General features: G+C 64.3%; 21 protein-coding genes and 1 tRNA gene. 15 read left to right on the top strand and 7 right to left on the bottom strand.

Annotation, left to right across the window (positions count from 1 at the left end):
- Positions 1 to 14: 14 nt before the first annotated feature.
- Positions 15 to 443, bottom strand: coding sequence for a nucleoside-diphosphate kinase (gene ndk / locus DIE29_RS03485; protein ID WP_102040980.1), 429 nt, complete (start codon positions 441 to 443; stop codon positions 15 to 17).
- A gap of 219 nt (positions 444 to 662) precedes the next feature.
- On the opposite strand from ndk, the gene DIE29_RS03480 reads away from it, so the two are divergent.
- Positions 663 to 2,630 carry a sensor histidine kinase gene (locus DIE29_RS03480; RefSeq protein ID WP_102040979.1) on the top strand — a complete coding sequence of 656 codons (1,968 nt, stop codon included), beginning with the start codon at positions 663 to 665 and terminating at the stop codon, positions 2,628 to 2,630.
- Positions 2,627 to 3,232: a response regulator transcription factor gene (locus DIE29_RS03475; protein ID WP_102040978.1), complete on the top strand. Its 606-nt coding sequence runs from the start codon at positions 2,627 to 2,629 to the stop codon at positions 3,230 to 3,232. The genes DIE29_RS03480 and DIE29_RS03475 overlap by 4 nt, the downstream gene beginning before the upstream one ends.
- Here DIE29_RS03475 and tilS read toward each other — a convergent pair.
- The 4 genes from tilS to DIE29_RS03455 form a co-directional block, all read right to left on the bottom strand.
- Positions 3,209 to 4,552 carry a tRNA lysidine(34) synthetase TilS gene (gene tilS, locus DIE29_RS03470; RefSeq protein WP_102040977.1) on the bottom strand — a complete coding sequence of 448 codons (1,344 nt, stop codon included), beginning with the start codon at positions 4,550 to 4,552 and terminating at the stop codon, positions 3,209 to 3,211. The two genes, DIE29_RS03475 and tilS, sit on opposite strands and share 24 nt — an antisense overlap.
- Positions 4,553 to 4,571: 19 nt before the next feature.
- Positions 4,572 to 5,540, bottom strand: a complete 969-nt coding sequence (locus tag DIE29_RS03465; RefSeq protein ID WP_102040976.1) for an acetyl-CoA carboxylase carboxyltransferase subunit alpha — start codon at positions 5,538 to 5,540, stop codon at positions 4,572 to 4,574.
- 133 nt (positions 5,541 to 5,673) lie between these two features.
- Positions 5,674 to 6,339 (bottom strand): Bax inhibitor-1/YccA family protein, encoded by a 666-nt coding sequence (locus tag DIE29_RS03460; protein WP_102040975.1) that lies wholly within the window; start codon positions 6,337 to 6,339, stop codon positions 5,674 to 5,676.
- A gap of 69 nt (positions 6,340 to 6,408) precedes the next feature.
- Complete coding sequence (locus DIE29_RS03455; protein ID WP_102043083.1) at positions 6,409 to 6,750, bottom strand: HPF/RaiA family ribosome-associated protein; 342 nt, start codon at positions 6,748 to 6,750, stop codon at positions 6,409 to 6,411.
- Between the two features lie 128 nt (positions 6,751 to 6,878).
- On the opposite strand from DIE29_RS03455, the gene nhaR reads away from it, so the two are divergent.
- Positions 6,879 to 7,754 (top strand): transcriptional activator NhaR, encoded by an 876-nt coding sequence (gene nhaR, locus DIE29_RS03450; protein ID WP_102040974.1) that lies wholly within the window; start codon positions 6,879 to 6,881, stop codon positions 7,752 to 7,754.
- Between the two features lie 51 nt (positions 7,755 to 7,805).
- Here the strand turns inward: nhaR and DIE29_RS03445 are convergent.
- A tRNA-Leu gene (locus tag DIE29_RS03445) sits at positions 7,806 to 7,890 on the bottom strand.
- A gap of 163 nt (positions 7,891 to 8,053) precedes the next feature.
- On the opposite strand from DIE29_RS03445, the gene queA reads away from it, so the two are divergent.
- Together queA and tgt are read left to right on the top strand one after the other, a co-directional pair.
- A complete protein-coding gene (queA, locus tag DIE29_RS03440; protein ID WP_102040973.1) occupies positions 8,054 to 9,103 on the top strand; it encodes a tRNA preQ1(34) S-adenosylmethionine ribosyltransferase-isomerase QueA in 1,050 nt (349 codons plus the stop codon).
- On the top strand, positions 9,093 to 10,205 hold the full coding sequence (tgt, locus tag DIE29_RS03435) for a tRNA guanosine(34) transglycosylase Tgt (RefSeq protein ID WP_102040972.1): 1,113 nt from the start codon (positions 9,093 to 9,095) through the stop codon (positions 10,203 to 10,205). Before queA ends, tgt begins: the two co-directional genes overlap by 11 nt.
- 55 nt (positions 10,206 to 10,260) lie before the next feature.
- Here the strand turns inward: tgt and DIE29_RS03430 are convergent, their stop codons facing one another.
- Positions 10,261 to 10,737 carry an Lrp/AsnC ligand binding domain-containing protein gene (locus DIE29_RS03430; RefSeq protein ID WP_102040971.1) on the bottom strand — a complete coding sequence of 159 codons (477 nt, stop codon included), beginning with the start codon at positions 10,735 to 10,737 and terminating at the stop codon, positions 10,261 to 10,263.
- Positions 10,738 to 10,905: 168 nt separating this feature from the next.
- Here DIE29_RS03430 and putA point away from each other — a divergent pair, with 168 nt between their 5' ends.
- The 10 genes from putA to DIE29_RS03380 all read left to right on the top strand — a co-directional run bounded on the left by putA (position 10,906) and on the right by DIE29_RS03380 (position 23,360).
- Positions 10,906 to 14,571 carry a trifunctional transcriptional regulator/proline dehydrogenase/L-glutamate gamma-semialdehyde dehydrogenase gene (gene putA / locus DIE29_RS03425; protein ID WP_205409774.1) on the top strand — a complete coding sequence of 1,222 codons (3,666 nt, stop codon included), beginning with the start codon at positions 10,906 to 10,908 and terminating at the stop codon, positions 14,569 to 14,571.
- A gap of 174 nt (positions 14,572 to 14,745) precedes the next feature.
- A complete protein-coding gene (locus tag DIE29_RS03420) occupies positions 14,746 to 15,840 on the top strand; it encodes a branched-chain amino acid ABC transporter substrate-binding protein (RefSeq protein ID WP_102040969.1) in 1,095 nt (364 codons plus the stop codon).
- Between the two features lie 160 nt (positions 15,841 to 16,000).
- Positions 16,001 to 16,915 carry an ABC transporter permease subunit gene (locus DIE29_RS03415; protein ID WP_114649233.1) on the top strand — a complete coding sequence of 305 codons (915 nt, stop codon included), beginning with the start codon at positions 16,001 to 16,003 and terminating at the stop codon, positions 16,913 to 16,915.
- A complete protein-coding gene (gene livM / locus DIE29_RS03410) occupies positions 16,915 to 18,231 on the top strand; it encodes a high-affinity branched-chain amino acid ABC transporter permease LivM (protein ID WP_114649232.1) in 1,317 nt (438 codons plus the stop codon). The genes DIE29_RS03415 and livM overlap by 1 nt, the downstream gene beginning before the upstream one ends.
- Entirely contained in the window at positions 18,228 to 19,064 is an 837-nt protein-coding gene (locus DIE29_RS03405) for an ABC transporter ATP-binding protein (protein ID WP_114649231.1), read from the top strand. The genes livM and DIE29_RS03405 overlap by 4 nt, the downstream gene beginning before the upstream one ends.
- Positions 19,064 to 19,780 (top strand): ABC transporter ATP-binding protein, encoded by a 717-nt coding sequence (locus DIE29_RS03400; protein WP_108081003.1) that lies wholly within the window; start codon positions 19,064 to 19,066, stop codon positions 19,778 to 19,780. The genes DIE29_RS03405 and DIE29_RS03400 overlap by 1 nt, the downstream gene beginning before the upstream one ends.
- A 150-nt stretch (positions 19,781 to 19,930) precedes the next feature.
- Positions 19,931 to 20,941, top strand: coding sequence for a methionine ABC transporter ATP-binding protein (locus DIE29_RS03395; RefSeq protein ID WP_114649230.1), 1,011 nt, complete (start codon positions 19,931 to 19,933; stop codon positions 20,939 to 20,941).
- Positions 20,938 to 21,603 carry a methionine ABC transporter permease gene (locus tag DIE29_RS03390; RefSeq protein WP_114649229.1) on the top strand — a complete coding sequence of 222 codons (666 nt, stop codon included), beginning with the start codon at positions 20,938 to 20,940 and terminating at the stop codon, positions 21,601 to 21,603. Before DIE29_RS03395 ends, DIE29_RS03390 begins: the two co-directional genes overlap by 4 nt.
- A 40-nt stretch (positions 21,604 to 21,643) precedes the next feature.
- Positions 21,644 to 22,417: a MetQ/NlpA family ABC transporter substrate-binding protein gene (locus tag DIE29_RS03385; protein WP_102040962.1), complete on the top strand. Its 774-nt coding sequence runs from the start codon at positions 21,644 to 21,646 to the stop codon at positions 22,415 to 22,417.
- Positions 22,418 to 22,454: 37 nt separating this feature from the next.
- Positions 22,455 to 23,360 carry a DMT family transporter gene (locus DIE29_RS03380; RefSeq protein WP_418333212.1) on the top strand — a complete coding sequence of 302 codons (906 nt, stop codon included), beginning with the start codon at positions 22,455 to 22,457 and terminating at the stop codon, positions 23,358 to 23,360.
- Positions 23,361 to 23,370 lie beyond the last annotated feature (10 nt).

Here is a 23,370-nt window from a genome sequence, read left to right as displayed (position 1 = left end):
TCGCCTCGGTTCCCTCAGCGGCCGCTGTAAATATTCATGCCGGGGAAGAAGAACGCCACTTCCACCGCCGCGGTTTCCGGCGCATCGGAGCCGTGGACCGCGTTGGCGTCGATGGATTCGGCAAAATCGGCGCGGATGGTGCCCGGCGCGGCCTTCTTCGGGTCGGTGGCGCCCATCAGCTCACGGTTTTTGGCAATCGCGTTCTCACCTTCCAGGCACTGCACCATGACCGGGCCGGAGGTCATGAAGGACACCAGATCCTTGAAGAAGGGGCGATCTTTATGTACCGCGTAAAATTGGCCGGCTTCCTGCTCGGACAAATGGACCATCTTGGCGGCAACGATCTTCAGACCAGCGTCCTCGAAACGCTGATAGATCTTGCCAATCACGTTCTTGGCGACCGCATCGGGTTTGATGATGGACAAAGTGCGTTCGATGGCCATGGAAAACTCCAGACTGAGGTTTGATAAAACGCGCAATGTTAGCAGGTTTCTGCGACACCCGGCGTGGCCCGCCAACACAGCCAGGCCCAGCCACCCTCTGCCCCCGCAGCGCGGATTTCGCCCCGCGCTGGCGGTTTTTATTTACCCTTGTGCCTTAACCCCCCCGTCGCCGCGCGATCGATCACCCAGCCTTCTGACCACACACCGCTCGCCCCCACGATGGACACGCCCCCAGCACCGGTGCCCGCCACCTGGCAATTGCGCCTGCCCTATCTGACGCTTGCGCTGTTTCTAGGCACCATCGCCGCGCTGGTCTGGCTGACCCGCGCCTATGACGAAGAGGCGCAGCGGGCTACGCTGATCAACGACGTTTTATGGATGGAGCAAAACATGCGCTTCCATCTCGATCGCAACGCTGCGCTACTGGCTCAGTTGGGGCCGGAGTTACTGGCTGCGGGACTGCGCGCGCCCAGTACCCGCGCCAGCCTGGAGCAATTGCTGCGTGCCGAAAGCGGCCTGGTACGGGTGATCTGGCTCGATGCCGAAGGCAAGCTCAAGGGCGCCGTCCCGCCGCTGTCCGAAGCCCATCTGATGGGCGAAACCCAGGGCGCGGTGCCGGCCGCGTCGATATTGCGCTTGGCGCGAGCCATAGGCCAGCCGGCCTACGGTCCGGCCTACGAGGTCGCCGGCGGCGATTACCACTTCGAGGTCCATGTGCCGCTCTACGCCGAAGGCGCATTCGCCGGTACCGCGGTCGGCGTGTATTCGCTCCAGACTCTGGTGGTACGCGAGCTGCCCTGGTGGTTTTCCGAGCGCTACCGGGTCAGCGTGCTCGATGCGGACGGCCGTGAAATCGCGGCCAAATCCAAGGTCGCACCGTTGTCGAGCGCGCACGAATACCGCATGAGCTTCGAGCCGCCCGGTCACGGACTCACCCTACGGATCACCGCCTATCGCGGCGAAACGCGCTGGATTCCGGTGCTGCTAATCGGCTCATTGGTGCTGCTGTGCGGTGTCATCCTGTGGAGTGTCTGGCAGCTACGCAGCCAGCTCGCCCGTCGACTTGCCGCCGAACAGGCGCTGCGCAACGAGTCGGCCTTTCGCAAAGCCATGGAGGACTCGATGATCACCGGCATGCGCGCACGCGACCTTCGCGGGCGCATCACCCATGTCAACCCGGCATTCTGTCGGATGACCGGCTACAGCGCCGAGGAATTGATCGGCCGCGCGCCGCCGCTGCCCTACTGGCTGCCGGACCACACCGAGCAGCGACAGGCGCTGCTCGACCGCTTGCAAGAAGGCGGCTCCACCCCCGAAGGGGTGGAGCTGCGCTTTCGGCGCAAAAACGGCGAACCGTTAGATGTGCTGCTGTTCGAGGCCCCGCTGATCGACGCCCAAGGACGGCATACCGGCTGGCTGGGCTCCTTTCTGGACATCACCGAGCAAAAACGCGCCCAGGAGTTGGCCCGACAACAGGAGGAACGCTTACAAGCCACCTCCCGGCTGATCACCATGGGCGAGATGGCCTCGACCCTGGCGCATGAGCTCAACCAACCGCTGGCAGCCATTGCCAGCTACAACAGCGGGTGTATGAACCGACTCGCCGCCGCGGGCGAGATCGATCGTGAAGAGCTCATGGAAATCCACTTGCGGCTCGGCCGTCAGGCGCAACGCGCCGGCGAGATCATCCGCCGGGTGCACGACTTTGTGCGCCGCTCCGAGCCCAAGCGGATACCTGTCGATATCAATGTCATCATCCGGGATGCAGTCGATCTGATCGAGGCCGACGCCCGCAAACGCCGCATCCGTCTGCTCACCGAACTGGCCGACCGCCTGCCGGAGGTGGATGCCGACCCGGTGATGATCGAGCAGATCATCGTCAATCTGGTGCGCAACGGCATGGACGCGATGCACGACAATCCGCCGCAGCGACGCACCGTGCGCCTGCGCACCGGCCAGGAAGACGATCTAGTGGTGATCAAGGTCATCGACCAGGGCCGCGGCATCGATCCGCAAACCGCCCGCCGACTGTTCGAACCTTTTTTCACCACCAAGCCGGAAGGCATGGGTATGGGTCTGAACATCTGCCGCTCGATTGCCGAGTTGCACCGTGGGCGGCTCGGTTTCGAAAGCAATCCGGAAGGCGGTACCATTTTCATTCTTACGCTACCGGTGGAGCCTGCATGAACACCGCCTGCGCACACATCATCGACGACGACGAGGCCATCCGCGACGCACTGGAATGGCAGTTCCGCACCCGTGGGCTCGCCTGCCGCCTATGGCCGAGCGCCGAGGCATTTTTGGCCGCCTGGCAACCGGACTGGAGCGGCTGCATCGTGCTGGATATCCGCATGCAGGGCATGAGTGGCCTCGAATGCTTCGACGCCTTGCGGGCCCGTGATTGTCGTTTGCCGGTGATTTTCATCACCGGCCACGGCGATGTGCCGATGGCGGTCGGCGCCTTGAAAAAAGGGGCCTTCGACTTCATCGAAAAACCCTTCAATGACAACGAACTGCTCGACATCGTCGCGCAAGCGCTGGCGGCCGATGCCGAACGCCAACGCGCCGCGGCCGACCGCGAAACCGTCCAGGCACGGCTGGCCACAGTCACCGCGCGCGAACGTGAAGTCATGGCCCTCATTCTGGAAGGCAAGTACAACAAAGTGATCGCCGACGAGCTGAATATCTCAATGCGTACCGTGGAAGCACACCGCGCAAAGATTTTCGACAAGATGGGGGTGCGCTCGGCGGTGGAACTGGCGCAACTACTGACCGGCATCCGTTACTGATTGATCCACGCTCTGCTGCCACACCGGCAGCACGCCCTCTTCGCCCGCCATGCATTGCCAGTCGGCCGCCACGCCAATGCCGGCAATCCATACCGCTTCGCCATCGACCTGCAACACCGGCAGGCGGTCGCGCAACCATGGCGCAATGCCCGCTTCTTGGCACAAGTTTTTGAAGCGGCGTCGCGGCCTGCCATTTTGCACGCGCATCGCCAACCCCGGCCAACGCCGCACCAACCACGACTGCCCCGCGGCACGCAGCAGCCGCTGCGACACCCCCAGGCCCTGCGTCGGCTCAAACCTTACCGCGCCATCGCCCCAGGGCAATCTGGCCTCACCCCGCCATGGCCGCGCTACCGGGTTTTCCGGCTGGGCGCGTTCCAGCCACAAGGCGTCGCGGTAAACACAGCAGGCCAATACCCCTAGCGGCAAGCGCAAAGGCTTGTCTGCGGCACCAAAGCGTAACTGCCGTTCGATCTCGAAAAGACGCGTGCGCGAAACCGCCTCCACCCCCAGCGTGCGCATTTTCCAACGCAACAGATTACGCAAACGCGCCGAGGACAAAGCACACACCGCAGTACGCGACAGGATATCTCCGCCGCAGCGCCGCGCATCCTCGGCCGCCAGCGCATCGAGCAATTCGTCCGCCTCGCGAAAATGAGCCGCGGCGCGCGCCAAGCCGGGCACCGCAGCCGGTAACACCGCTTCGAGCGCCGGCAAGACCCGGTGACGCAAGGCATTACGGGTGTAGCGCAGGTCGACATTGCTCTCGTCATCCACCCAGACTAAGCCCGCATCCCGGGCAGCCTGCTCGATTTGCTCACGCCGCAGCCCCAGCAGCGGCCGCAAACGCCCAGGCGAGCCGAACTCGATCGCCGCCATGCCTGCGGCGCCGCGCACCCCGGCCCCGCGCGCCAGCCGAAACAACACGGTTTCGGCCTGGTCGTCCTGATGATGTCCGAACACCAGCCAATCGCACGCCACGCCACCGAGCGCTGCGTGGCGCACGCGCCGCGCCGCAGCTTCCAGACCAGCCGGATCGTTACGATCGACCACGACATGGAAGGTTTGCAGCGCCACCCCCAGGGAAGCACACTGCGCCGCACAAAACGCGGCCCAATGGTCGGCATGCGGACTCAAACCGTGATGGACATGCGCTGCCACCAACCGAAAACCGAGCCGCGCACGCAACGCAGCCAACCCGTGCAATAGCAGCATCGAATCGACCCCGCCAGACAGCGCACAGCACAGCGTGGTCTGTTTGCCGACGCCCGCCGCAGCCAGTACCGCAGCCAGCTCATCTTGCAGCGCAGCCGGGAGCATCGCGCACACGGACAGCGGCTCAGGCTGCGTTTTGTTCCTTGAAACGGCCGTAGCTCATCAGTTTTGCGAAACGCTGCTCGACCAACTGCACCGGACTCAGGTCGGCCACCTGGCGCAGGGCGTCAGTGAGCGCCCGTTTCAGATTCTGTGCCATGGCACGGTGGTCGCGATGCGCGCCGCCCACGGGTTCGCTGACCACTTTATCTACCAGCCCCAGCGATTTGAGGCGCGCTGCGGTAATGCCCATGGTCTCGGCCGCCTCGGCGGCCTTGTCCGCGCTCTTCCACAAAATGGACGCGCAACCTTCCGGCGAGATCACCGAATAGGTGGCGTATTGCAGCATCAACACCTGGTCGGCTACCGCAATGGCCAGCGCACCGCCGGAGCCGCCCTCGCCGATGATGGTGGTGACGATCGGCACCTTGAGCTCGGCCATCACGTAAAGATTGTGGCCGATCGCTTCCGACTGGCCACGTTCTTCGGCGCCAATGCCGGGGTAGGCACCGGGGGTGTCGACAAAGGTGAAGACCGGCAACCCGAACTTTTCGGCCATCTTCATCAGACGCAGCGCCTTGCGATAGCCTTCCGGACGGGGCATGCCGAAGTTGCGCTGGATCTTTTCTTTGGTGTCACGCCCTTTCTGGTGGCCGATCACCACGCAACTTTGCCCATTGAAACGCGCCAAGCCGCCGACGATGGCCTTGTCGTCGGCAAAGGCGCGGTCACCGTGCAGTTCCTGGAAGTCGGTAAACACCAGCTCGGCGTAGTCCAGCGTGTAAGGGCGCTGCGGATGACGGGCCACCTGGGCAATCTGCCACGGCGTAAGCTTGGCGTACAAATCCTTGGTCAGCGCCTGGCTCTTGGCCTCCAAGCGGGCGATTTCCTCGGAAATATCCACCGCGGAATCATCCTGCACAAAGCGCAGTTCCTCGATCTTGGCCGCAAGATCAGCCAGCGGCTGTTCGAAATCCAGAAATGTGGTCTTCATCTGACCCGTCCAAACTTGTGAGGCGCGTATTGTAACCCCAGCCCTCGGCCGCGCAGGGCGACTGCCTGCGGGCGCCGTGGACGACAAACGGGCGGCCCGCAGGCCGCCCGTTTGTCGCACCCTAGGGCCACGATCACTCGTTATTCATGAAGCCCAGCAAATGCAACAGACTGGTAAAGAGGTTGTAGATCGACACATACAGCGTCACCGTGGCCATGATGTAGTTGGTTTCGCCGCCGTGGATGATATTGCTGGTCTCATACAGAATCAGACCGGACATCAACAGCACGAACATTGCGGACACCGCCAGCGACAGGGCCGGAACCTCGAAGAAGATCGCGCCCAGGCCAGCCAGGAAGGCCACCAGAATGCCGACCATCAGGAAGCCGCCCATGAAGGAAAAATCCTTCCGGGTGGTCAGCGCATAGGCCGACAGCCCCAAGAAGATGGCCGCCGTGCCGCCCATTGCCTGCATCACGATCATATGGCCATTGGGCAGCGCCAGATAGGCCGACAGGATCGGTCCCAGGGTGTAACCCATGAAACCGGTCAGTGCAAAGACGGCAAGAATGCCGCCCGAGCTGTTACGCAGCTTGGCGGTCAGAAACAGCAGCCCGAAGTAACCGATCAGGGTCAGGATGAGCCCGGGATGCGGCAAACCAAGCGCCATCGATACGCCGGCGACGACCGCAGAGAAAGCCAGCGTCATCGACAGCAGAACATAAGTGTTACGAATGACCCGATTGGTCGACAGGACCGATGCCTGCGAATGGGTCATGGTAGTCATGTGGTTTTCCATCGAAGTCTTCCTCCAGCAAATCGTCCAACTACATCAAATCCAGCCTGAAACCGGCCATTTAGCCTCGGATCAGGCGCCGGCCAACTGCGGCGGGCGCATGCGCAAGCCTTGGCGCTGGCGGCTCAACCTGCTGGCCAACACACGGGCAACACGTTCGGCCGCACGATCGACCGCGGTACGCGCTTCCAGCTCAGTGATCGCGAAAATCACATCCGGCAGGTTGCGCAGCCGCAACTGCACCACACAACGTTTGTCCGCACCGCCGCGCGGCCCATTGACATCGGCCAGCTTCACCCGCGCCCACTGGATATGGTCGCGGAAGCGCCCGATTGCAAAGCGCATCCGCTTGGCGACGTATTCTTTGAGTCCGGGACTCGACTCGACACCATCACACCGAAGATCGATACGCATCATCCTTCTCCTTTGAACTGGGCTGATCCGGCCGGTCAATGGACTAGCCGAATGCTACGTCTGGGACAGTTCGCTAAAATACGAGTTCAACTGAATCTTTATCCCGTTTTTTCGAATGTTGAGCGCAGATGATCAACTTCAAACAACTGCACCACTTCTGGAGCGTGGCGCGCGCCGGCGGCGTGGTGCGCGCCAGCGAGCGCTCGGGCTTGGCGCCGCAAACCTTGTCAGGCCAGATCGCCACGCTGGAAGCCAGCCTGGGCGTCACCCTGTTCCGCCGCCAAGGCCGAAGGCTGGTGTTGACCGAAACCGGTGAAATGGTGCTCAGTTATGCCGAAGAGATTTTCCGGCTGGGCACTGAACTGGAGACCGCGTTGAGCAGCCGCGCCACCGGTCGCGCCCTGCCGTTTCGCGTCGGCGTGGCCGACGTGGTGCCCAAAGCGATTGCCTGGGTGCTGCTGGCGCCTTCGCTGTCGCTGCCCGAACCAATACGCATCGTATGCCGTGAGGATAAGCTCGACCGCCTGCTCGGCGATCTGGCTATCCACAAGCTCGACGTGGTGCTGGCCGACAGCCCGCTGCCGCCACAGATGGATGTGCGCGGTTACAGCCACAAACTGGCCGAATCCTCAGTCAGCCTGTTCGCTACCGAGGCGCTCGCACAAACCTTGAAAGGGGAGTTTCCCGGCTGTTTGCATGAAGCGCCGCTGCTGCTGCCCGGCCCCGATGCCGCGGTACGCACACCGATGTTGCACTGGCTGGAAGACCGCCGTATCCGCCCACGCATCGTGGGAGAATTCGACGACAGCGCTTTAATGACCGCCTTCGGAGAAGCGGGCGCCGGCATCTTCCTGGCCCCCAGCCTGCTGGCCGAGCAGATCTGCCGGCAACACAGCGTGCGCCGGATCGGCGAGGCGCCGGAAGTCGTGGAAGCTTTCTATGCGATTTCGGTCGAACGCCGGCTGACCCACCCGGCGATCCGCGCGGTCAGTCGGGCGCGCTAGCCTCGCCACGGCAGTTCGCCGCAACGAGCGCGTGCAGAGAACGAACTGGGATGGTGCCGGAGGCCGGACTCGAACCGGCATGCCCGAAGGCGGCACATTTTGAGTGTGCTGTGTCTACCAATTTCACCACTCCGGCGGTGAAGTCGCCTGTACCGGGGCGCGCAGGTACAATGCGCGTCCGCTGCAAGGCGGCCTGGGCCCAATTTGGGCCGCACCCGGCGCTGGTTCGATGTCCGATTCCGACATCCCGAACCGGGAAGGCCCGCATTATCTACAACACAACCGCACTCGGCAAGCACATGCCTCTCACCTTAGACGATTTCGATTACCACCTCCCCCCCGAATTGATTGCCCAGACGCCGTTGGCAGAACGTAGCGCCAGCCGCTTGTTGGCCGTCGACAATGGCGAACCGGTCGATTTGCGCTTTACCGATCTGCCCACACGGCTGCGCGCCGGCGACCTGTTGGTTTTCAACGACACCCGTGTGATCCATGCCCGCCTGCATGGCCACAAGGACAGCGGTGGTCAGGTGGAGGTACTGGTCGAACGCGCCATCGGAGCGCACGAGGCGCTCGCCCAGGTACGTGCCAGCAAGAGCCCGCGCGCCGGTAGCCGGCTGCATCTGGCTGAAGCCTTCGAAGTCGAGGTGCTCGGCCGAGTCGGTGAGTTCTTCCACCTGCGCTTTCCGGCCGACGAGGATCTGTTCGCCTTGCTCGAGCGCCACGGCAAGCTGCCGCTGCCGCCTTACATCCGCCGTGCGGCGGGCGACACCGACGAATCGCGCTATCAGACCGTGTATGCGCGCGAGCCCGGCTCGGTGGCCGCACCGACGGCCGGCTTGCATTTCGATGACGCCTTACTCGACCGCCTGAAGGCCAGCGGCGTCAAACTCGCCTGGCTGACCTTGCACGTGGGCGCGGGCACCTTCCAACCGGTGCGGGTCAACGATCTGGGCAAACACCGCATGCACGCCGAACGCTATGTGCTTCCGGCCGAGACCGTGACTGCGATCGCCGAGACCCGTGCCGCCGGCGGCCGTGTCATCGCCGTAGGCACCACCAGCATGCGTGCGCTGGAAGCCGCCGCCCAGGACGGCCCGCTCGTGGCCGGCGCCGGCGAAACCGATCTTTTCATCCTGCCGGGTTTTCACTTTCAAGTGGTCGACGGTCTGATCACCAATTTTCACTTACCCAAATCCACCCTGCTGATGCTGGTCTCCGCCTTTGCCGGCTTACAGACCATCCGCCGCGCTTATGCACATGCGGTGGCGCAGCGTTACCGTTTTTTCAGCTATGGCGATGCCATGTTCCTGACCCGCAACCCGGATGCCGAACACGATGCAGTTTGAGCTTCTCGCCACCTCGGGCGGCGCGCGCCGCGGCCGCTTGACCTTGAACCACGGCCTCGTAGACACCCCGGTATTCATGCCGGTGGGCACCTACGGCACGGTCAAGGCGATGACCCCCGACATGCTGGCCGGCATCGGCGCGCAAATCTGCCTGGGTAATACCTTTCATCTGTGGCTGCGCCCGGGCCTGGAGGTGATCGCCGCGCATGGCGGACTGCACCGCTTCATGGCCTGGAACAAGCCCATCCTCACCGACTCGGGCGGCTTCCAGGTGTTCAGCCTGGGTGCGCTACGCAAGATCGGCGAGGAAGGGGTGAAGTTCGCCAGCCCGATCGACGGCGCGCGGCTGCTGCTGACGCCGGAAATCTCCATGCAAATCCAGACCGTGCTGGACTCCGACGTGGTGATGATCTTCGACGAATGCACGCCCTACCCCGCCACCCGCGATGAAGCCGCCAAGTCCATGCGTCTGTCGCAACGCTGGGCACGGCGCTCGCGCGAGGAGTTCGACCGCTTGGAAAACCGCAACGCGCTCTTTGGCATCGTGCAGGGCGGCATGTATGAGGACCTGCGTGATGAATCGCTGGCCGCGCTGCAAGACATCGGCTTTGACGGTTATGCCATCGGCGGCCTGTCGGTGGGCGAACCCAAGGACGACATGCAGCGCATCCTTGCACATACCGCGCCGCGCCTGCCGACGAATAAGCCGCGGTATTTGATGGGCGTGGGCACGCCGGAGGATATCGTCGCGGGTGTGGCCTGCGGCATCGACATGTTCGACTGCGTGATGCCCACCCGCAACGCCCGCAACGGCTGGCTATTCACCCGCTACGGCGACATCAAGATCAAAAACGCCATCCACAAGGCCGACACCCGCCCGCTCGACCCCAGTTGCGACTGCTATACCTGCCGCAACTTCAGCCGTGCCTACCTGCATCATCTGCACCGCACCGGGGAGATTCTCGGCAGCATGCTCAACACGGTGCACAACCTGCGCTATTACCAAACGCTCACCGCCGAACTGCGTGAAGCCATTGCGGCCGACCGGTTTGCGGCCTATGTGACGCGCTTTCACCAAGAACGCGCCGCCGGTACCGCCTGAGCCGCAACATCGCCACCCGCCTCGCGCAGCGCCCGCCGGCGCTCTGCCATGCCGCTCATCCTGTCGCACGCGGCGCTGACGGCACCGGCACCAGGGCGCTGTCCTTGACGTTTTCCATGACCACATAGGTGTGGGTCTGCTTCACGCAGGGCAATTCGGAAATTTTCTCTCCCATCACCCGTCGATACTCGTGGATGTCGCGGGTACGCACCTTGAGCAGATAGTCGAAATCCCCCGCAATCATGTGGCAGGACTGAATTTCCGGAATCCGCAACACCGCCTCGTTGAAACGGCGCAGATCATGGGCGGTGGTGCTGGTAAGCAGCACTTGCACGATGACGATATGCCCCGCCCCCATCGCCTCGGGGTCGAGCTCGGCATGATAGCCGCGGATCACGCCGGATTTTTCCAAGCGGCGGATGCGCTCGGCACACGGGGTTTTGGTGAGTCCCACGCGGCGCGACAGTTCCACCACCGACAAGCGGGCATCGGCCTGCAATTCTGAAAGTATGCGTAAATCGATTCGATCCATTGCAGTGCAACAGAATATTTGCCTGTAAAAATTTAATATGCAAGGCATTATGCCTGAATAAATTTGTTTTTTGGCGCCATAAACTACGGTTGTTCGCTCATATTTCGGGCTCTCGATCTGCCGGTGACAGCCTGAGCCCTTGCCGGCCTTTTGTGGTGGAGTCCTGCTGTGAGCACGCCTTTTCCGTTCCCTGCGGCCGAAGCCGCGCTACCTGACAGCCCGCGCGAGCCCTCGCGCCAAAGGATCGAAGCCGCCTGGCGGGTACCCGAAGCCGAATGCGTGCCGCCGCTGATCCGTGCGGCACGGGTCGATGACGCCCTGCAAGGGCGCATCGCCCAGCTTGCCCACAAGCTGGTGAGCGGACTGCGCGCCAAGCGCGTGCGCTCATCCGGCGTCGATGCGCTGATGAAAGAGTTCTCGCTCTCCAGTCAGGAAGGCGTGGCGCTGATGTGTCTGGCCGAAGCGCTGCTGCGGGTACCGGACCGCGCCACCGCCGATCGCTTGATCCGCGACAAACTGGCGCGCGGCGATTGGCGCGCACACCTGGGCAACAGCCCGTCGCTGTTCGTCAATGCGGCCACCTGGGGACTGTTGATTACCGGTCGTCTGGTGGCCACGCCCAGCGCCGACGGCCTGGCCAGTGCGCTGACCCGTCTGCTGGCGCGCGGCGGCGAGCCGCTGATCCGCAAGGGCATGGATCTGGCCATGCGCATGCTGGGCGAGCAGTTCGTCACCGGGCGCACCATCGACGAGGCGCTCGAGCGCGGCCGCAGCGCCGAAAAACGCGGCTACCGCTACTCCTTCGACATGCTGGGCGAAGCGGCCATGACCGCGGCCGACGCCGAGCGCTACCACCGTGCCTACGAAGAGGCCATTCACGCCATCGGCCAAACTGCGGCCGGACGCGGCACCATCGACGGCAACGGTATCTCGGTCAAGCTCTCCGCCTTGCACCCGCGTTACCAGTGGGCGCAGCGCGAGCGTGTGATGGATGAACTGCTCTCACGCCTGAAAGCGCTCTGCATGCTCGCCCGTCGCTACGACATCGGGCTGAACATCGACGCCGAGGAGGCCGACCGTCTGGACCTCTCGCTGGACCTGCTCGAAGCGCTGGCGCACGATCCCGATCTGGCCGGTTGGAACGGCCTGGGCTTCGTGGTGCAGGCCTACCAGAAGCGCGCACCCTTCGTGCTCGACTGGATCATCGAGCTGGCCCGCGCCAGCGGCCGGCGCATCATGGTGCGCCTGGTCAAGGGCGCCTACTGGGACGCCGAGATCAAACGCGCGCAAATCGACGGTCTGGCCGGCTATCCGGTGTTTACCCGCAAGGTCTACACCGACGTGTCCTATCTGGCCTGCGCCCGCAAGCTGCTGGCCGCACGCGAAGCCATTTATCCGCAGTTTGCCACCCACAATGCCCACACCTTGGCAGCAATTTTTCACCTAGCCGGTGAGGACTACGCTCTAGGCGATTACGAGTTCCAATGCCTGCACGGCATGGGCGAGCCGCTCTACGACCAGCTAGTCGGCAACCCCGAGCTGCGTCGCCTGGTCCGCATCTACGCGCCGGTCGGCAGCCACGAGACCCTGCTCGCCTACCTGGTCCGCCGCCTGCTGGAAAACGGCGCCAATTCTAGTTTCGTAAACCGCATCGTGGATGAGAGCATTCCGGTCGAAGCGTTGATTGCCGACCCGGTGGCCGAAGCCGCAACGCTCGCCGGCACCCCGCATCCGCGCATCCCGCTGCCGGCCGAACTCTACGGCGCGGCACGGGCCAACTCTGCAGGTGTCGATCTGGCCAGCGAGAGCATGCGCGCGCGCCTTGCCGCCGCCTTGGCCGCCAGCCGCTGCACCCTTGCCCACGCCGCACCGATGCTGGCCGCTGCGCCAGCGGACAGCGCTGTGACCCGCCCTGTGCGCAACCCCGCTGACCATGACGACATCGTCGGCCAAGTCATCGAAGCCAGCATTGGCGACGTCGACGCCGCGCTGGCTGCCGCCTATGCCACCGCCCCGACCTGGGCCGCCCGGCTGCCGGCCGAGCGCGCCGACTGCCTGGCGCGCACCGCCGACCTGCTGGAGCGTGACGGCGACCGGCTGATTGCGCTGGCGGTGCGTGAAGCCGGCAAGAGCTGGTCCAACGCGGTCGCCGAGTTGCGTGAAGCGGTGGACTTTTGCCGCTATTACGCCGCACAGGCGCGCGGATTCGACAACGGCACTCACCAGCCCTTGGGGCCGGTGGTATGCATCAGCCCTTGGAACTTCCCGCTGGCTATTTTTACCGGCCAAGTGGCTGCGGCCTTGGTTGCCGGCAACCCGGTCATCGCCAAGCCAGCCGAACAAACCCCGTTGATCGCCGCCGCCGCAGTACGCCTGTTTCATGAAGCCGGCGTGCCCGCTGGCGCCTTGCAACTGCTGCCCGGACGCGGTGAAACGGTTGGCGCCGCGCTGGTGGCCGACGCGCGGGTACGCGGGGTGATGTTTACCGGCTCCACCGAAGTGGCCGCCCTGATCAACCGGCAGCTTGCCGCACGCGGCGGCAACCTGCCGCTGATTGCCGAAACCGGCGGCCAGAACGCCATGATCGTGGACTCCACCGCGCTGCCGGAACAAGTGGTGGCCGACGTGCTCGCGTCCAGTTTCGACTCCGCCGGTCAGCGCTGCTCGGCGCTGCGGGTGCTGTGCCTGCAAGAAGATGTCGCCGACCGGATACTGGAAATGCTGTTTGGCGCGCTGCGGGAACTGACCATCGGCAATCCGGCCGATGTGCGCCGCGACATCGGCCCGGTAATCGACAGCGAAGCCCGCGAGCGCTTGGAAGCCTATACGGCCGTGATGCAAGCGGCTGGCTGCCGGGTCACCCGCACCCCTTTGCCGGACGAATGCGCGCGCGGCACCTTCGTGGCGCCGACGGTGATCGAAATCGACGATTTTTCCCGCCTCGGGCGCGAGCAGTTCGGCCCCATCCTGCATGTGCTGCGTTTCCGCGAGCGTGATCTGGAACGCCTGATCGACAGCATCAACGCCAGCGGTTACGGCCTGACCATGGGGGTGCATACCCGCATCGACGAAACCGTGGCCCGCGTGGTTGCGCGCGCCCAGGTGGGCAATCTGTATGTGAATCGCAACATGATCGGCGCGGTGGTAGGTGTGCAGCCCTTTGGCGGCGAGGGCTTGTCCGGCACCGGCCCGAAAGCCGGCGGTCCGCTCTACCTGCACCGCCTGCTGGCGCGCACCCCCGGCCCGATGTTCGATCACGCCGCCCCCGTGCAACCGGCGCTCGATGCGTTTGCCGAGTGGTTGGAGCGCGACGGCCGCGCGCTGCTCGAAGGCGACGACATCGCGGTACTGCGCGACCGTGTGGACGGCTATCGCACGCGTCGCATCGACGGTCTCACCCTGACCCTGCCCGGTCCTACCGGAGAGGACAACAGTCTGCGCTTTGTGCCACGCGGACGCATCGCAGGCGTCGCCAGCGGTTTTGCCGCCCGCCTGCACCAAGTGCTAGCCGCGCTGGCCACCGGCAACCGCCTGCTGATGGACGATAACGACATTACCCGTCAGCTTGCCGCTGCGCTGCCACCGGCGCTGGCCGCACAGCTCGAACTCGACGCCAATTGGCAAGCGGCGGATTTTGGCGCGCTGCTGTTCGACGGCCCGGAAAGCGAAGCCGACGCCTGGCGGGTACGCCTGGCCGCGCGCAGCGGCCCGATCGTCGGTCTGGTGCGTCCCGAACCGGAATACGACCCCGCCCGCCTGGTGCACGAGCGCACGGTGAGCGTGAACACCGCTGCCGCCGGCGGCAACGCGAGCCTGATGGCCATGGGCGGGTAAGCCGTGCATACGGTCTGCGCAGACTGCCCCGGCTGCGCAGACCTTGCTGTCGTTAGGGGCAACACGGATGGAAAGAACAAAAAATCCGCTTATCGTGTCACGGCGCTCACCCGACCATGTGGTGCGCACGATCACCCGAGCACGCTCGAAACACTGTTGATAAGGAGACGATTGATGAAGAAAACCTTGCTCGCCACCGCCTGCCTGACCTTTGGCGCCTATTCCCAGCTCGCGCTGGCCGATTTGCCGGTGGCCATTGCCGGCCCGATGACCGGCCAGTACGCTTCGGCTGGCGACCAGATCCGCCGCGGCGCGGAAATGGCCATTGCCGACATCAATGCCCGCGGCGGCGTTCTGGGCGAGAAGCTGACCCTGGAAGTCGGTGACGACGCCTGCGACCCCAAGCAAGCGGTCTCGGTGGCCAACACCATGGTCAATAAAGGCATCGTGTTCATGCACGGCCACTGGTGCTCAAGCTCCACCATTCCCGCCTCCGAGGTCTATCACGAGGCCGACATTCCGATGGCCACGGTGTCGACCAACCCGCAGGTCACCGAGCGCGGCCTGAAAAACATCTTCCGCATCATGGGCCGCGACGACCAGCAGGGCATGGTTGCCGGCAACTACATCGCCACCAAGTTCAAAGGCAAAAAGGTGGCCGTGGTCGATGACAAGAGCGCCTACGGTAAGGGGCTGGCCGATGAGATGGCCAATGCCATGCAGACCAAGGGCATGAAGCCGGTGCTGCGCGAATCGATCACCGCCGGCGAAAAGGATTATTCCGGCCTGGTCACCAAGCTGAAACAAGCCGGCGTGGAAGTGATGGCTTACGGCGGCTACCACACCGAGGTGGCGCTGATTCTGCGTCAAGCCCAGCAGGCCGGCCTGCAACTGACCGTAATGGGCGGCGACACCATGACCAACTCCGAGCTGGTCACCGCGGCCGGTCCAGCCGCCGACAACGTGTTGTTTACCTTCTCTCCCGACCCGCGCAAGAACCCGGCAGCCGCGCCAGTGGTGGAGAAATTCCGCGCCGCCAAGATCGAGCCGGAAGGCTATGTGCTCTACGCCTACGCTGCGATGCAATTGTTCGAGCAGGCCGCCAACAACGCCAAGAGCGTAAAGTACGCCGATCTGGAAAAAGCGTTGCGCACCGGCACCTTCGACACCGTGATCGGCAAGCTGTCCTTCGACGCCAAGGGTGACCAGAAGGCGCCGGGCTTCGTGGTTTACCGCTGGCAGGGCGGCAAGTACGACTACGCCCAGTAAAAGCAGTCGCGCCGGCCGCGATGCGGCCCTGCCGGCCATGGCAGGGCCGCATCGCAAGGCGGTGCGCACGTCTTGACGATTTTTCCCGCAAACCACTACTGCGCACGGCAACGGCAAGCCCGCCGTCAGCCGTCGTGCGCCGCCACAGCAGGAGACAAGCGTGGCCTACGCACTGCAACAACTCATCAATGGCCTTACGCTCGGTGCCATGTACGGCCTGATCGCGATCGGCTACACGATGGTCTACGGCATCATCGGCATGATCAACTTCGCCCATGGCGATATCTTCATGGTGAGCGCGTTCATCGCGGTCACCGCCTTCACCCTGCTCGCCGCCGCCGAGGTCACCTCGATACCGCTGGCGCTGACCTTTGTGCTGATCGTGGCGATCTTTTTCACCTCGGCCTACGGCTGGGCGGTGGAACGCACCGCCTACCGGCCGCTGCGCGGCTCCACCCGCCTGGCTCCGCTGATTTCGGCCATCGGCATGTCGATCTTTTTGCAAAACGCGGTGCAGCTCACCCAGGGCGCGCGCGTGAAGCCCATCCCGCCGGTCATCGAGGGCGGCTTGCAGTTGTGGAGCACACCTGAATTCACCGTACAGATCGGTTGGAACCAGTTATTGATCATCGTCACCACGGTGGTGCTGATGATCGCCTTCACCTGGATGATCACCCAGACCCCCTTCGGCCGGCAGCAGCGCGCCTGCGAGCAGGACCGCACCATGGCGGCGCTGCTGGGCGTCAACGTGGACCGCACCATCTCGCTGACTTTCATGCTGGGCGCGGCGCTGGCCGCGGTGGCCGGGGTGATGGTCACGGTGTATTACGGCGTGGTGGATTTTTTCATCGGTTTTCTGGCCGGCATCAAAGCCTTTACCGCCGCGGTACTCGGCGGCATCGGTTCGCTGCCGGGGGCGATGCTGGGCGGGCTTCTGATCGGTTTGATCGAGTCCTTCTGGTCGGCCTATCTGTGGACCGAATACAAGGATGTGGCCACCTTCGGCATTCTCTGCCTGGTGCTGATGCTGCGCCCCACGGGCCTGCTCGGCCGTCCTGAAGTGGAGAAGGTCTGATGAGTACCGTCGTCTTCGCCCACCATGCCATGACGCCGGCCGAGCGCCTGCGCGACGCCGGCTGGATCGCTTTCGTTGCCCTCATCCTGGGCATTCCGCTGATCGGCCTCACCACCGTGGATGCCGGCGGCCGCCTGGCGGTGGAAACCCGCTTCGGCCTGCTGGCCGCCGCAGTCGCCGTGGCTTTCGGCGGCCGCCTGGCGTTGCGCTGGGCAATCGACCACCTCAAACAGCGCCGGCTCGCGCGCCGCCGGGCCGCCGGCAACACCGGCGCAAACCGTGCGCTGGCGGTGGTGAACATGCTCGGCTGGCTGGCTCTGGGTGCCTCGGTGGCGCTGCCCATCGTGTTCTCCGACAATCGTTACGTGATCGACACCGCGACCACGGTGCTGATCTATGTGATGCTGGGCTGGGGGCTGAACGTGGTGGTGGGCCTCGCCGGCCTGCTCGACCTGGGTTACGTGGCTTTTTACGCGGTCGGCGCCTACGCTTACGCGCTGCTGTCGACCCAGTTCGGCTGGGGCTTCTGGCAAGCTCTACCGGTAGCCGGTGCCCTGGCGGCCGCATTCGGCATCCTGCTGGGCTACCCCATCTTGCGCTTGCGCGGCGATTATCTGGCCATCGTCACACTGGGCTTTGGCGAGATCATCCGCATCGTCCTGGTGAACTGGACCGAGTTCTCCGGCGGCCCCAACGGCATCAGTTCGATTCCGCGCCCGAGCTTCTTCGGGCTGGAATTCACCCGCAGCGCACCCGAAGGCGGGCAGAACTTCGCCGGTTTCTTCGGCCTGGAGTTCTCCCCAATGCACCGGCTGATCTTCCTGTACTACCTGATCCTGGTGCTGGCGCTCCTCACCCATGTGTTCGTCTCGCGGCTCAGAAAGCTGCCGGTGGGGCGTGCCTGGGAAGCTTTGCGCGAAGACGAGATCGCCTGCCAGGCGATGGGCATGAACACTACCCACATCAAACTGTCGGCCTTTGCCATCGGCGCCATGCTGGGCGGATTTGCCGGCGTGTTCTTCGCCGCGCGCCAAGGCTTCATTTCACCCGAAAGCTTCACCTTTACCGAGTCGGCAATCATTCTGGCCATCGTGGTGTTGGGCGGTATGGGTTCACAAATGGGCGTGGTGCTGGCTGCCGCGCTGCTGGTGCTGATTCCGGAATTCGGCCGCAATTTTGCCGAATACCGCATGCTGCTGTTCGGTCTGGCCATGGTGCTGATCATGGTGTGGCGTCCGGGCGGCCTGCTGGCCCACCGCGAACCCACGCTGCGCCTGTCGGCTGCAGGTACGACCGGCAAGGAGGCAGCCCAATGAGCACCTTGCTTTCGGTACGCAACCTAACCATGCGTTTTGGCGGCCTGACCGCCATCGACGATCTATCGCTGGAAGTGCCGGCAGGCAAAATCACCAGCATCATCGGCCCCAACGGCGCTGGCAAGACCACGCTGTTCAACTGCCTGACCGGGTTTTATAAACCGACCACCGGCACTTTGCTGCTCACCCACCCCGAGCGCGGCCCGATGCGCCTGGAGGCCCTGCCCAGCCACCGCGTCGCCCGCGACGCCCAGGTGGTGCGCACCTTCCAGAACATCCGCCTGTTCCCCAAGATGACGGTGTTGGAAAACCTGATCGTCGCCCAGCACAACGTGCTGCAGCGCGCTTCGCGCTTCTCGCTCGCCGGTCTGTTCGGTCTGCCGGGCTACCGCCGGGCCGAACGCGAGGCGATCGCGCGCGCCATCACCTGGCTGGACCGCCTGCAACTGACCCAATACGCCGACCACGCCGCAGGCGAGCTGCCTTACGGTATCCAGCGACGCATCGAGATCGCCCGCGCGCTGTGCGTCGAGCCGGTGCTGCTGTGCCTGGACGAGCCGGCTGCCGGCCTGAACCCGCGCGAATCGGCAGAGCTCAATGAACTGCTGCACTACCTGTGCCACGAGCAGGGCGTGGCCATCTTGCTGATCGAGCATGACATGAGCGTGGTGATGAACGTCTCGGACCACATCTGCGTGATCAACTACGGTCGCAAAATCGCCGAGGGCGCGCCGCAGGCGATGCAGAACGATCCGGCAGTGATCAAAGCCTATCTGGGCGAAGACGAGGACGAAACGGCGCTGGAGGACTACACGGAGGAACGCGCATCATGATGCTGACCATGGAAGGGGTGCATGCCCACTACGGCCACATCCACGCGCTGCGCGGCATCGACGTATCGGTGCAGGTCGGTGAAATCGTCACCCTGATCGGTGCCAATGGCGCCGGCAAGTCCACCTTGATGATGAGCCTCTTTGGCAAACCGCAGGCCAGCGCCGGGCGCATCGTTTTTGATGGCGAGGACATCACCCGCCTCACCACCCATGAGATCGCCCGCCGCGGCATCGCGCTGGTGCCCGAAGGCCGCCGCATCTTCCCGCGCATGACGGTGCTGGAAAACCTGCAAATGGGGGCAATTCACGGCGACCAAACCAACTACGAGGCCGACATCGCCCGCGTCTATGCGCTGTTTCCCATCTTGCAGGAGCGCGTCCGACAACGCGCCGGCACCCTGTCCGGTGGCGAACAGCAGATGTTGGCCATCGGTCGGGCGCTGATGAGCCGGCCCAAATTGCTACTGCTCGATGAGCCCTCACTGGGTCTGGCGCCGATCTACATCCGCAAAATTTTTCAGATCGTCCGCGAGCTCAACCGCGACCACGGCATGACCATCCTGCTGGTGGAGCAAAACGCCAACCAGGCGCTGCGTGTGGCCCATCGCGGCTACGTGTTGCAGCACGGCGAAATCACCCTATCGGGCAGCGGTGCCGAACTGCTGGCGAGCCCCGAGGTGCGCGCCGCCTACCTGGAAGGCGGCGGCCACGGTTGAGTGCAGGGTGAGCGCCAAGCGTGCCGGTGCGCCGGCACGCTTGGCGCGCACTAGCCATATCCATATTCCGCCAAGGCCGTTGTGTCCGTCGCCCACAGCGGTAAACTCGGCGCTTTTTTCCTCCGGCCCATAGGGCGCAGGACCAGGGACGTGATCGAACTCATACAGGCGAGCAAAACCTATCGCGCGCACCGGCGGGACATCCCCGCCCTGCAGCCGACCGACCTGCGCATCGAACGCGGCGAGATCTTCGGCCTGATCGGCCACTCGGGTGCCGGCAAGAGCACCCTGCTGCGGCTCATCAACCGTCTGGAGGAGCCGAGCGCCGGCCGCATCGTGGTAGACGGCGAGGACGTCACCGCGCTCGACGCCGCCGGCCTGCGCGCTTTCCGCCGCCGCGTCGGGATGATCTTCCAGCACTTCAACCTGCTATCGTCCAAGACCGTGGCCGACAACATCGGCATGCCGCTCGCGCTTGCCGGTGGCTTCAGCCGTCGGCAGATCGCCGAACGGGTGGCGGGGCTGCTTGCGCGCGTCGGCCTGGAGGCGCATGCCGGCAAGTACCCCGCTCAACTGTCCGGCGGCCAAAAACAGCGTGTCGGCATTGCCCGGGCGCTCGCCACCGAACCCAAGATTCTGCTGTGCGACGAGGCCACCAGCGCGCTCGACCCGCAAACCACCGCGCAGGTGCTGCAACTGCTCGATGACATCAACCGCGAACTGGGCCTGACCATTGTGCTGATCACCCACGAGATGGACGTGATCCGCCGGATCTGCGACCGCGTGGCGTTGATGGAGGCCGGACGCATCGTCGAACTAGGCGCGGTCAGCGAGGTTTTCCTCCATCCGCAGCACCCCACTACCCGCCGCTTGGTGCTCGAGGCCGAGCAGATCGACGAGCACGCTCAAAGCGCAGACTTTGCCCATGTAGCCGGGCGCATCCTGCGCCTGACCTTCCGCGGCGAGGCCACCTATGCGCCACTTTTGGGCACGGTGGCGCGCGAGACCGGGGTGGATTTCAGCATCCTGGCCGGACGCATCGACCACATCAGAGACACTCCCTACGGCCAGCTTACCATTGCCCTGGTGGGCGGCAACATCGATGCCGCCCAGCGCCGCTTGGCCGCGGCCGAGGTGCACCTGGAGGTGCTACGCGCATGAACGAGTACTTCGTCAATGTCGATTTCGCCAAAATCTGGCTCGCCACCGTCGACACCCTGCTGATGCTGGGCGGCTCGCTGCTTTTTACCGTGCTCTTCGGCCTGCCGCTGGGTGTGCTGCTCTTTCTGACCGGCCCACGCCAGATGTTCGAGCGCCGCGGCCTCTACCGCCTGCTGTCGGTGTTGGTCAATGCGCTGCGCTCGCTGCCTTTCATCATCTTGCTGATCGTCATGATCCCGGTCACCGTGCTGATCACCGGCACCTCACTGGGCGTGGCCGGCGCCATCCCGCCGCTGGTCGCCGGGGCCACGCCTTTCTTCGCCCGCCTGGTGGAGACCGCGCTGCGCGAAGTCGACCGCGGCATCATCGAGGCCACTCAGGCGATGGGGGCAAGCACCGCACAAATCATCGTCGCCGCCTTGCTGCCCGAGGCGCGCCCGGGCATCATCGCCGCCATCACCATGACCGCCATCACCCTGGTGTCCTACACCGCAATGGCCGGCGTGGTGGGCGCCGGCGGGCTGGGCGATCTGGCCATCCGTTTCGGCTACCAGCGCTTCCAGACCGACGTGATGATCGTCACCGTGCTCCTGTTGCTGGTGCTGGTGCAAATCCTTCAATCCATCGGCGACCGGCTGGTGGTGCATTTTTCGCGCAAATGACCCTGCGCGCCGTTCCTTCCCCCTTCACGAGAGGCCAACCATGAAGAAACTTCTCACCGCGCTGGCGCTGGTCGCCAGCCTTTCCGCCCAAGCCGCCGACACGCTGAACGTGGCCGCCACCGCGGTGCCGCACGCCGAAATCCTTGAATTCATCCAGCCCACACTGGCCCAGCAAGGCGTCGCGCTCAAGATCAAAGTATTCACCGACTACGTGCAGCCCAATGTGCAAGTAGCGGAAAAACGCATGGACGCCAACTTCTTCCAACACCAGCCTTACCTGGATGAGTTCAACCGCAGCAAGGGCACCCGCCTGGTGAGCGTGGCCGGCGTGCACATCGAGCCTTTCGGCGCTTACTCGCGCAAAATCAAAAGCCTCGCCGAACTGCCTCAGGGCGCCAGCGTGGTGATCCCCAATGACGCCACCAATGGTGGCCGCGCACTGTTACTGCTGGCGCGCGCCGGGGTAATCAAGCTCAAGGATGCGACCAACATTTTGGCCACCCCGCGCGACATCGTCGACAACCCAAAGGGCATCAAAATCCGCGAACTGGAAGCGGCCACGCTGCCGCGCGTGCTCGACCAAGTGGATCTGGCGCTGATCAACACCAACTATGCGCTGGAAGCCGGACTCAATCCGGCCAAGGACGCGCTGGCCATCGAAGGCAGCGAATCGCCCTATGTGAATATCCTGGTGACCCGCGAGGACAACCGGGACGCAGCGGCGGTAGTCAAGCTGGTCGAGGCGCTCAACAGCGAGGCGGTAAAGCGCTTCATTCTGGATAAGTACAAAGGCGCGGTGGTGCCGGCCTTCTGAGCGGCTGCGACCAGTCGCCCCTTGCGGTCCCGAAACCATGATCACCCCGACCTCGCCCCCTGCCCGCTGGCTGCCCTTCGTCGTGCTCGGCCTTGGGCTGACCGCCATTTCCTTCGGTGCCATCTTCGCCCGCCTGGCGCAGGCCGAAGGGGTGGACTCGCTGGTGGTGGCCACCTGGCGGCTGGGCATCGCCGCGCTGGTGGTCACCCCGATCGCGCTGCTGCATTCGCGCCGCGACCTGCTTGCGCTCACCGGCCGCCAGATGCTCATGGCGCTGGCCGCCGGGCTGTTTCTCGCCGCCCACTTCGCCACCTGGATCAGCTCGCTGGAATACACCTCGGTAGCCTCCAGCACCGCTCTGGTCACCACCAACCCGCTGTGGATCGGCCTGGCCTCCTTCGTACTTTTCCGCGAAATACCCACCCGGATGATGCTGGGCGGCATCGCCCTGTCCTTTGGCGGCAGTCTGCTGATCTTCTGGAGCGACAGTCAAACCGCGGGCGCCGGCAGTAACCCGCTGCTCGGTAACTTGCTGGCACTGATCGGCGCCTGGTGTTTTTCCGCCTACTTGCTGATCGGGCGCCGGCTGCGCGCCGGGCTCGGGCTGTCGGCCTACATCTGGTTGGCCTACGGCGTGGCCGCGCTGTTCCTGGTCAGCGCCAGCAGCCTGGCTGGCAGCGCGCTGACTGGCCATAGCCTGACCGCATGGGCGGTACTGGCCGGTATGGCGCTGGGGCCACAGCTACTCGGTCACACCGCTTACAATTGGTCGCTGCGCCATGTTTCAGCCACCTTCGTGGCCGTGGTCACACTGGGCGAGCCGGTGGGCAGCGCGGCGATGGCCTGGATTTTCTTCGGTGAAGGCTTCGCGCCGCTGCAACTGGCTGGCTTCACCCTGTTGCTGCTTGGCATTTATTTGGCCGCACGCGGGGAACGCCGCTGAGCGCAGCCGG

The sequence above is a fragment of the Pseudothauera hydrothermalis genome (assembly GCF_003345255.1).
GTDB classification, from domain to species: domain Bacteria; phylum Pseudomonadota; class Gammaproteobacteria; order Burkholderiales; family Rhodocyclaceae; genus Pseudothauera; species Pseudothauera hydrothermalis.
The sequence above is the reverse complement of the archived record's forward strand: the minus strand, read 5'-3'. Positions and strand labels throughout refer to the sequence as shown.

Bases quoted from the DNA above. Each gene is read 5' to 3' on its own strand.
- ndk (WP_102040980.1), bottom strand. From the start codon at position 443: ATGGCCATCGAACGCACTTTGTCCATCATCAAACCCGATGCGGTCGCC.
- DIE29_RS03480 (WP_102040979.1), top strand. From the start codon at position 663: ATGGACACGCCCCCAGCACCGGTGCCCGCCACCTGGCAATTGCGCCTG.
- DIE29_RS03475 (WP_102040978.1), top strand. From the start codon at position 2,627: ATGAACACCGCCTGCGCACACATCATCGACGACGACGAGGCCATCCGC.
- tilS (WP_102040977.1), bottom strand. From the start codon at position 4,552: ATGCTCCCGGCTGCGCTGCAAGATGAGCTGGCTGCGGTACTGGCTGCG.
- DIE29_RS03465 (WP_102040976.1), bottom strand. From the start codon at position 5,540: ATGAAGACCACATTTCTGGATTTCGAACAGCCGCTGGCTGATCTTGCG.
- DIE29_RS03460 (WP_102040975.1), bottom strand. From the start codon at position 6,339: ATGGAAAACCACATGACTACCATGACCCATTCGCAGGCATCGGTCCTG.
- DIE29_RS03455 (WP_102043083.1), bottom strand. From the start codon at position 6,750: ATGCGTATCGATCTTCGGTGTGATGGTGTCGAGTCGAGTCCCGGACTC.
- nhaR (WP_102040974.1), top strand. From the start codon at position 6,879: ATGATCAACTTCAAACAACTGCACCACTTCTGGAGCGTGGCGCGCGCC.
- queA (WP_102040973.1), top strand. From the start codon at position 8,054: ATGCCTCTCACCTTAGACGATTTCGATTACCACCTCCCCCCCGAATTG.
- tgt (WP_102040972.1), top strand. From the start codon at position 9,093: ATGCAGTTTGAGCTTCTCGCCACCTCGGGCGGCGCGCGCCGCGGCCGC.
- DIE29_RS03430 (WP_102040971.1), bottom strand. From the start codon at position 10,737: ATGGATCGAATCGATTTACGCATACTTTCAGAATTGCAGGCCGATGCC.
- DIE29_RS03420 (WP_102040969.1), top strand. From the start codon at position 14,746: ATGAAGAAAACCTTGCTCGCCACCGCCTGCCTGACCTTTGGCGCCTAT.
- livM (WP_114649232.1), top strand. From the start codon at position 16,915: ATGAGTACCGTCGTCTTCGCCCACCATGCCATGACGCCGGCCGAGCGC.
- DIE29_RS03405 (WP_114649231.1), top strand. From the start codon at position 18,228: ATGAGCACCTTGCTTTCGGTACGCAACCTAACCATGCGTTTTGGCGGC.
- DIE29_RS03400 (WP_108081003.1), top strand. From the start codon at position 19,064: ATGCTGACCATGGAAGGGGTGCATGCCCACTACGGCCACATCCACGCG.
- DIE29_RS03390 (WP_114649229.1), top strand. From the start codon at position 20,938: ATGAACGAGTACTTCGTCAATGTCGATTTCGCCAAAATCTGGCTCGCC.
- DIE29_RS03385 (WP_102040962.1), top strand. From the start codon at position 21,644: ATGAAGAAACTTCTCACCGCGCTGGCGCTGGTCGCCAGCCTTTCCGCC.
- DIE29_RS03380 (WP_418333212.1), top strand. From the start codon at position 22,455: ATGATCACCCCGACCTCGCCCCCTGCCCGCTGGCTGCCCTTCGTCGTG.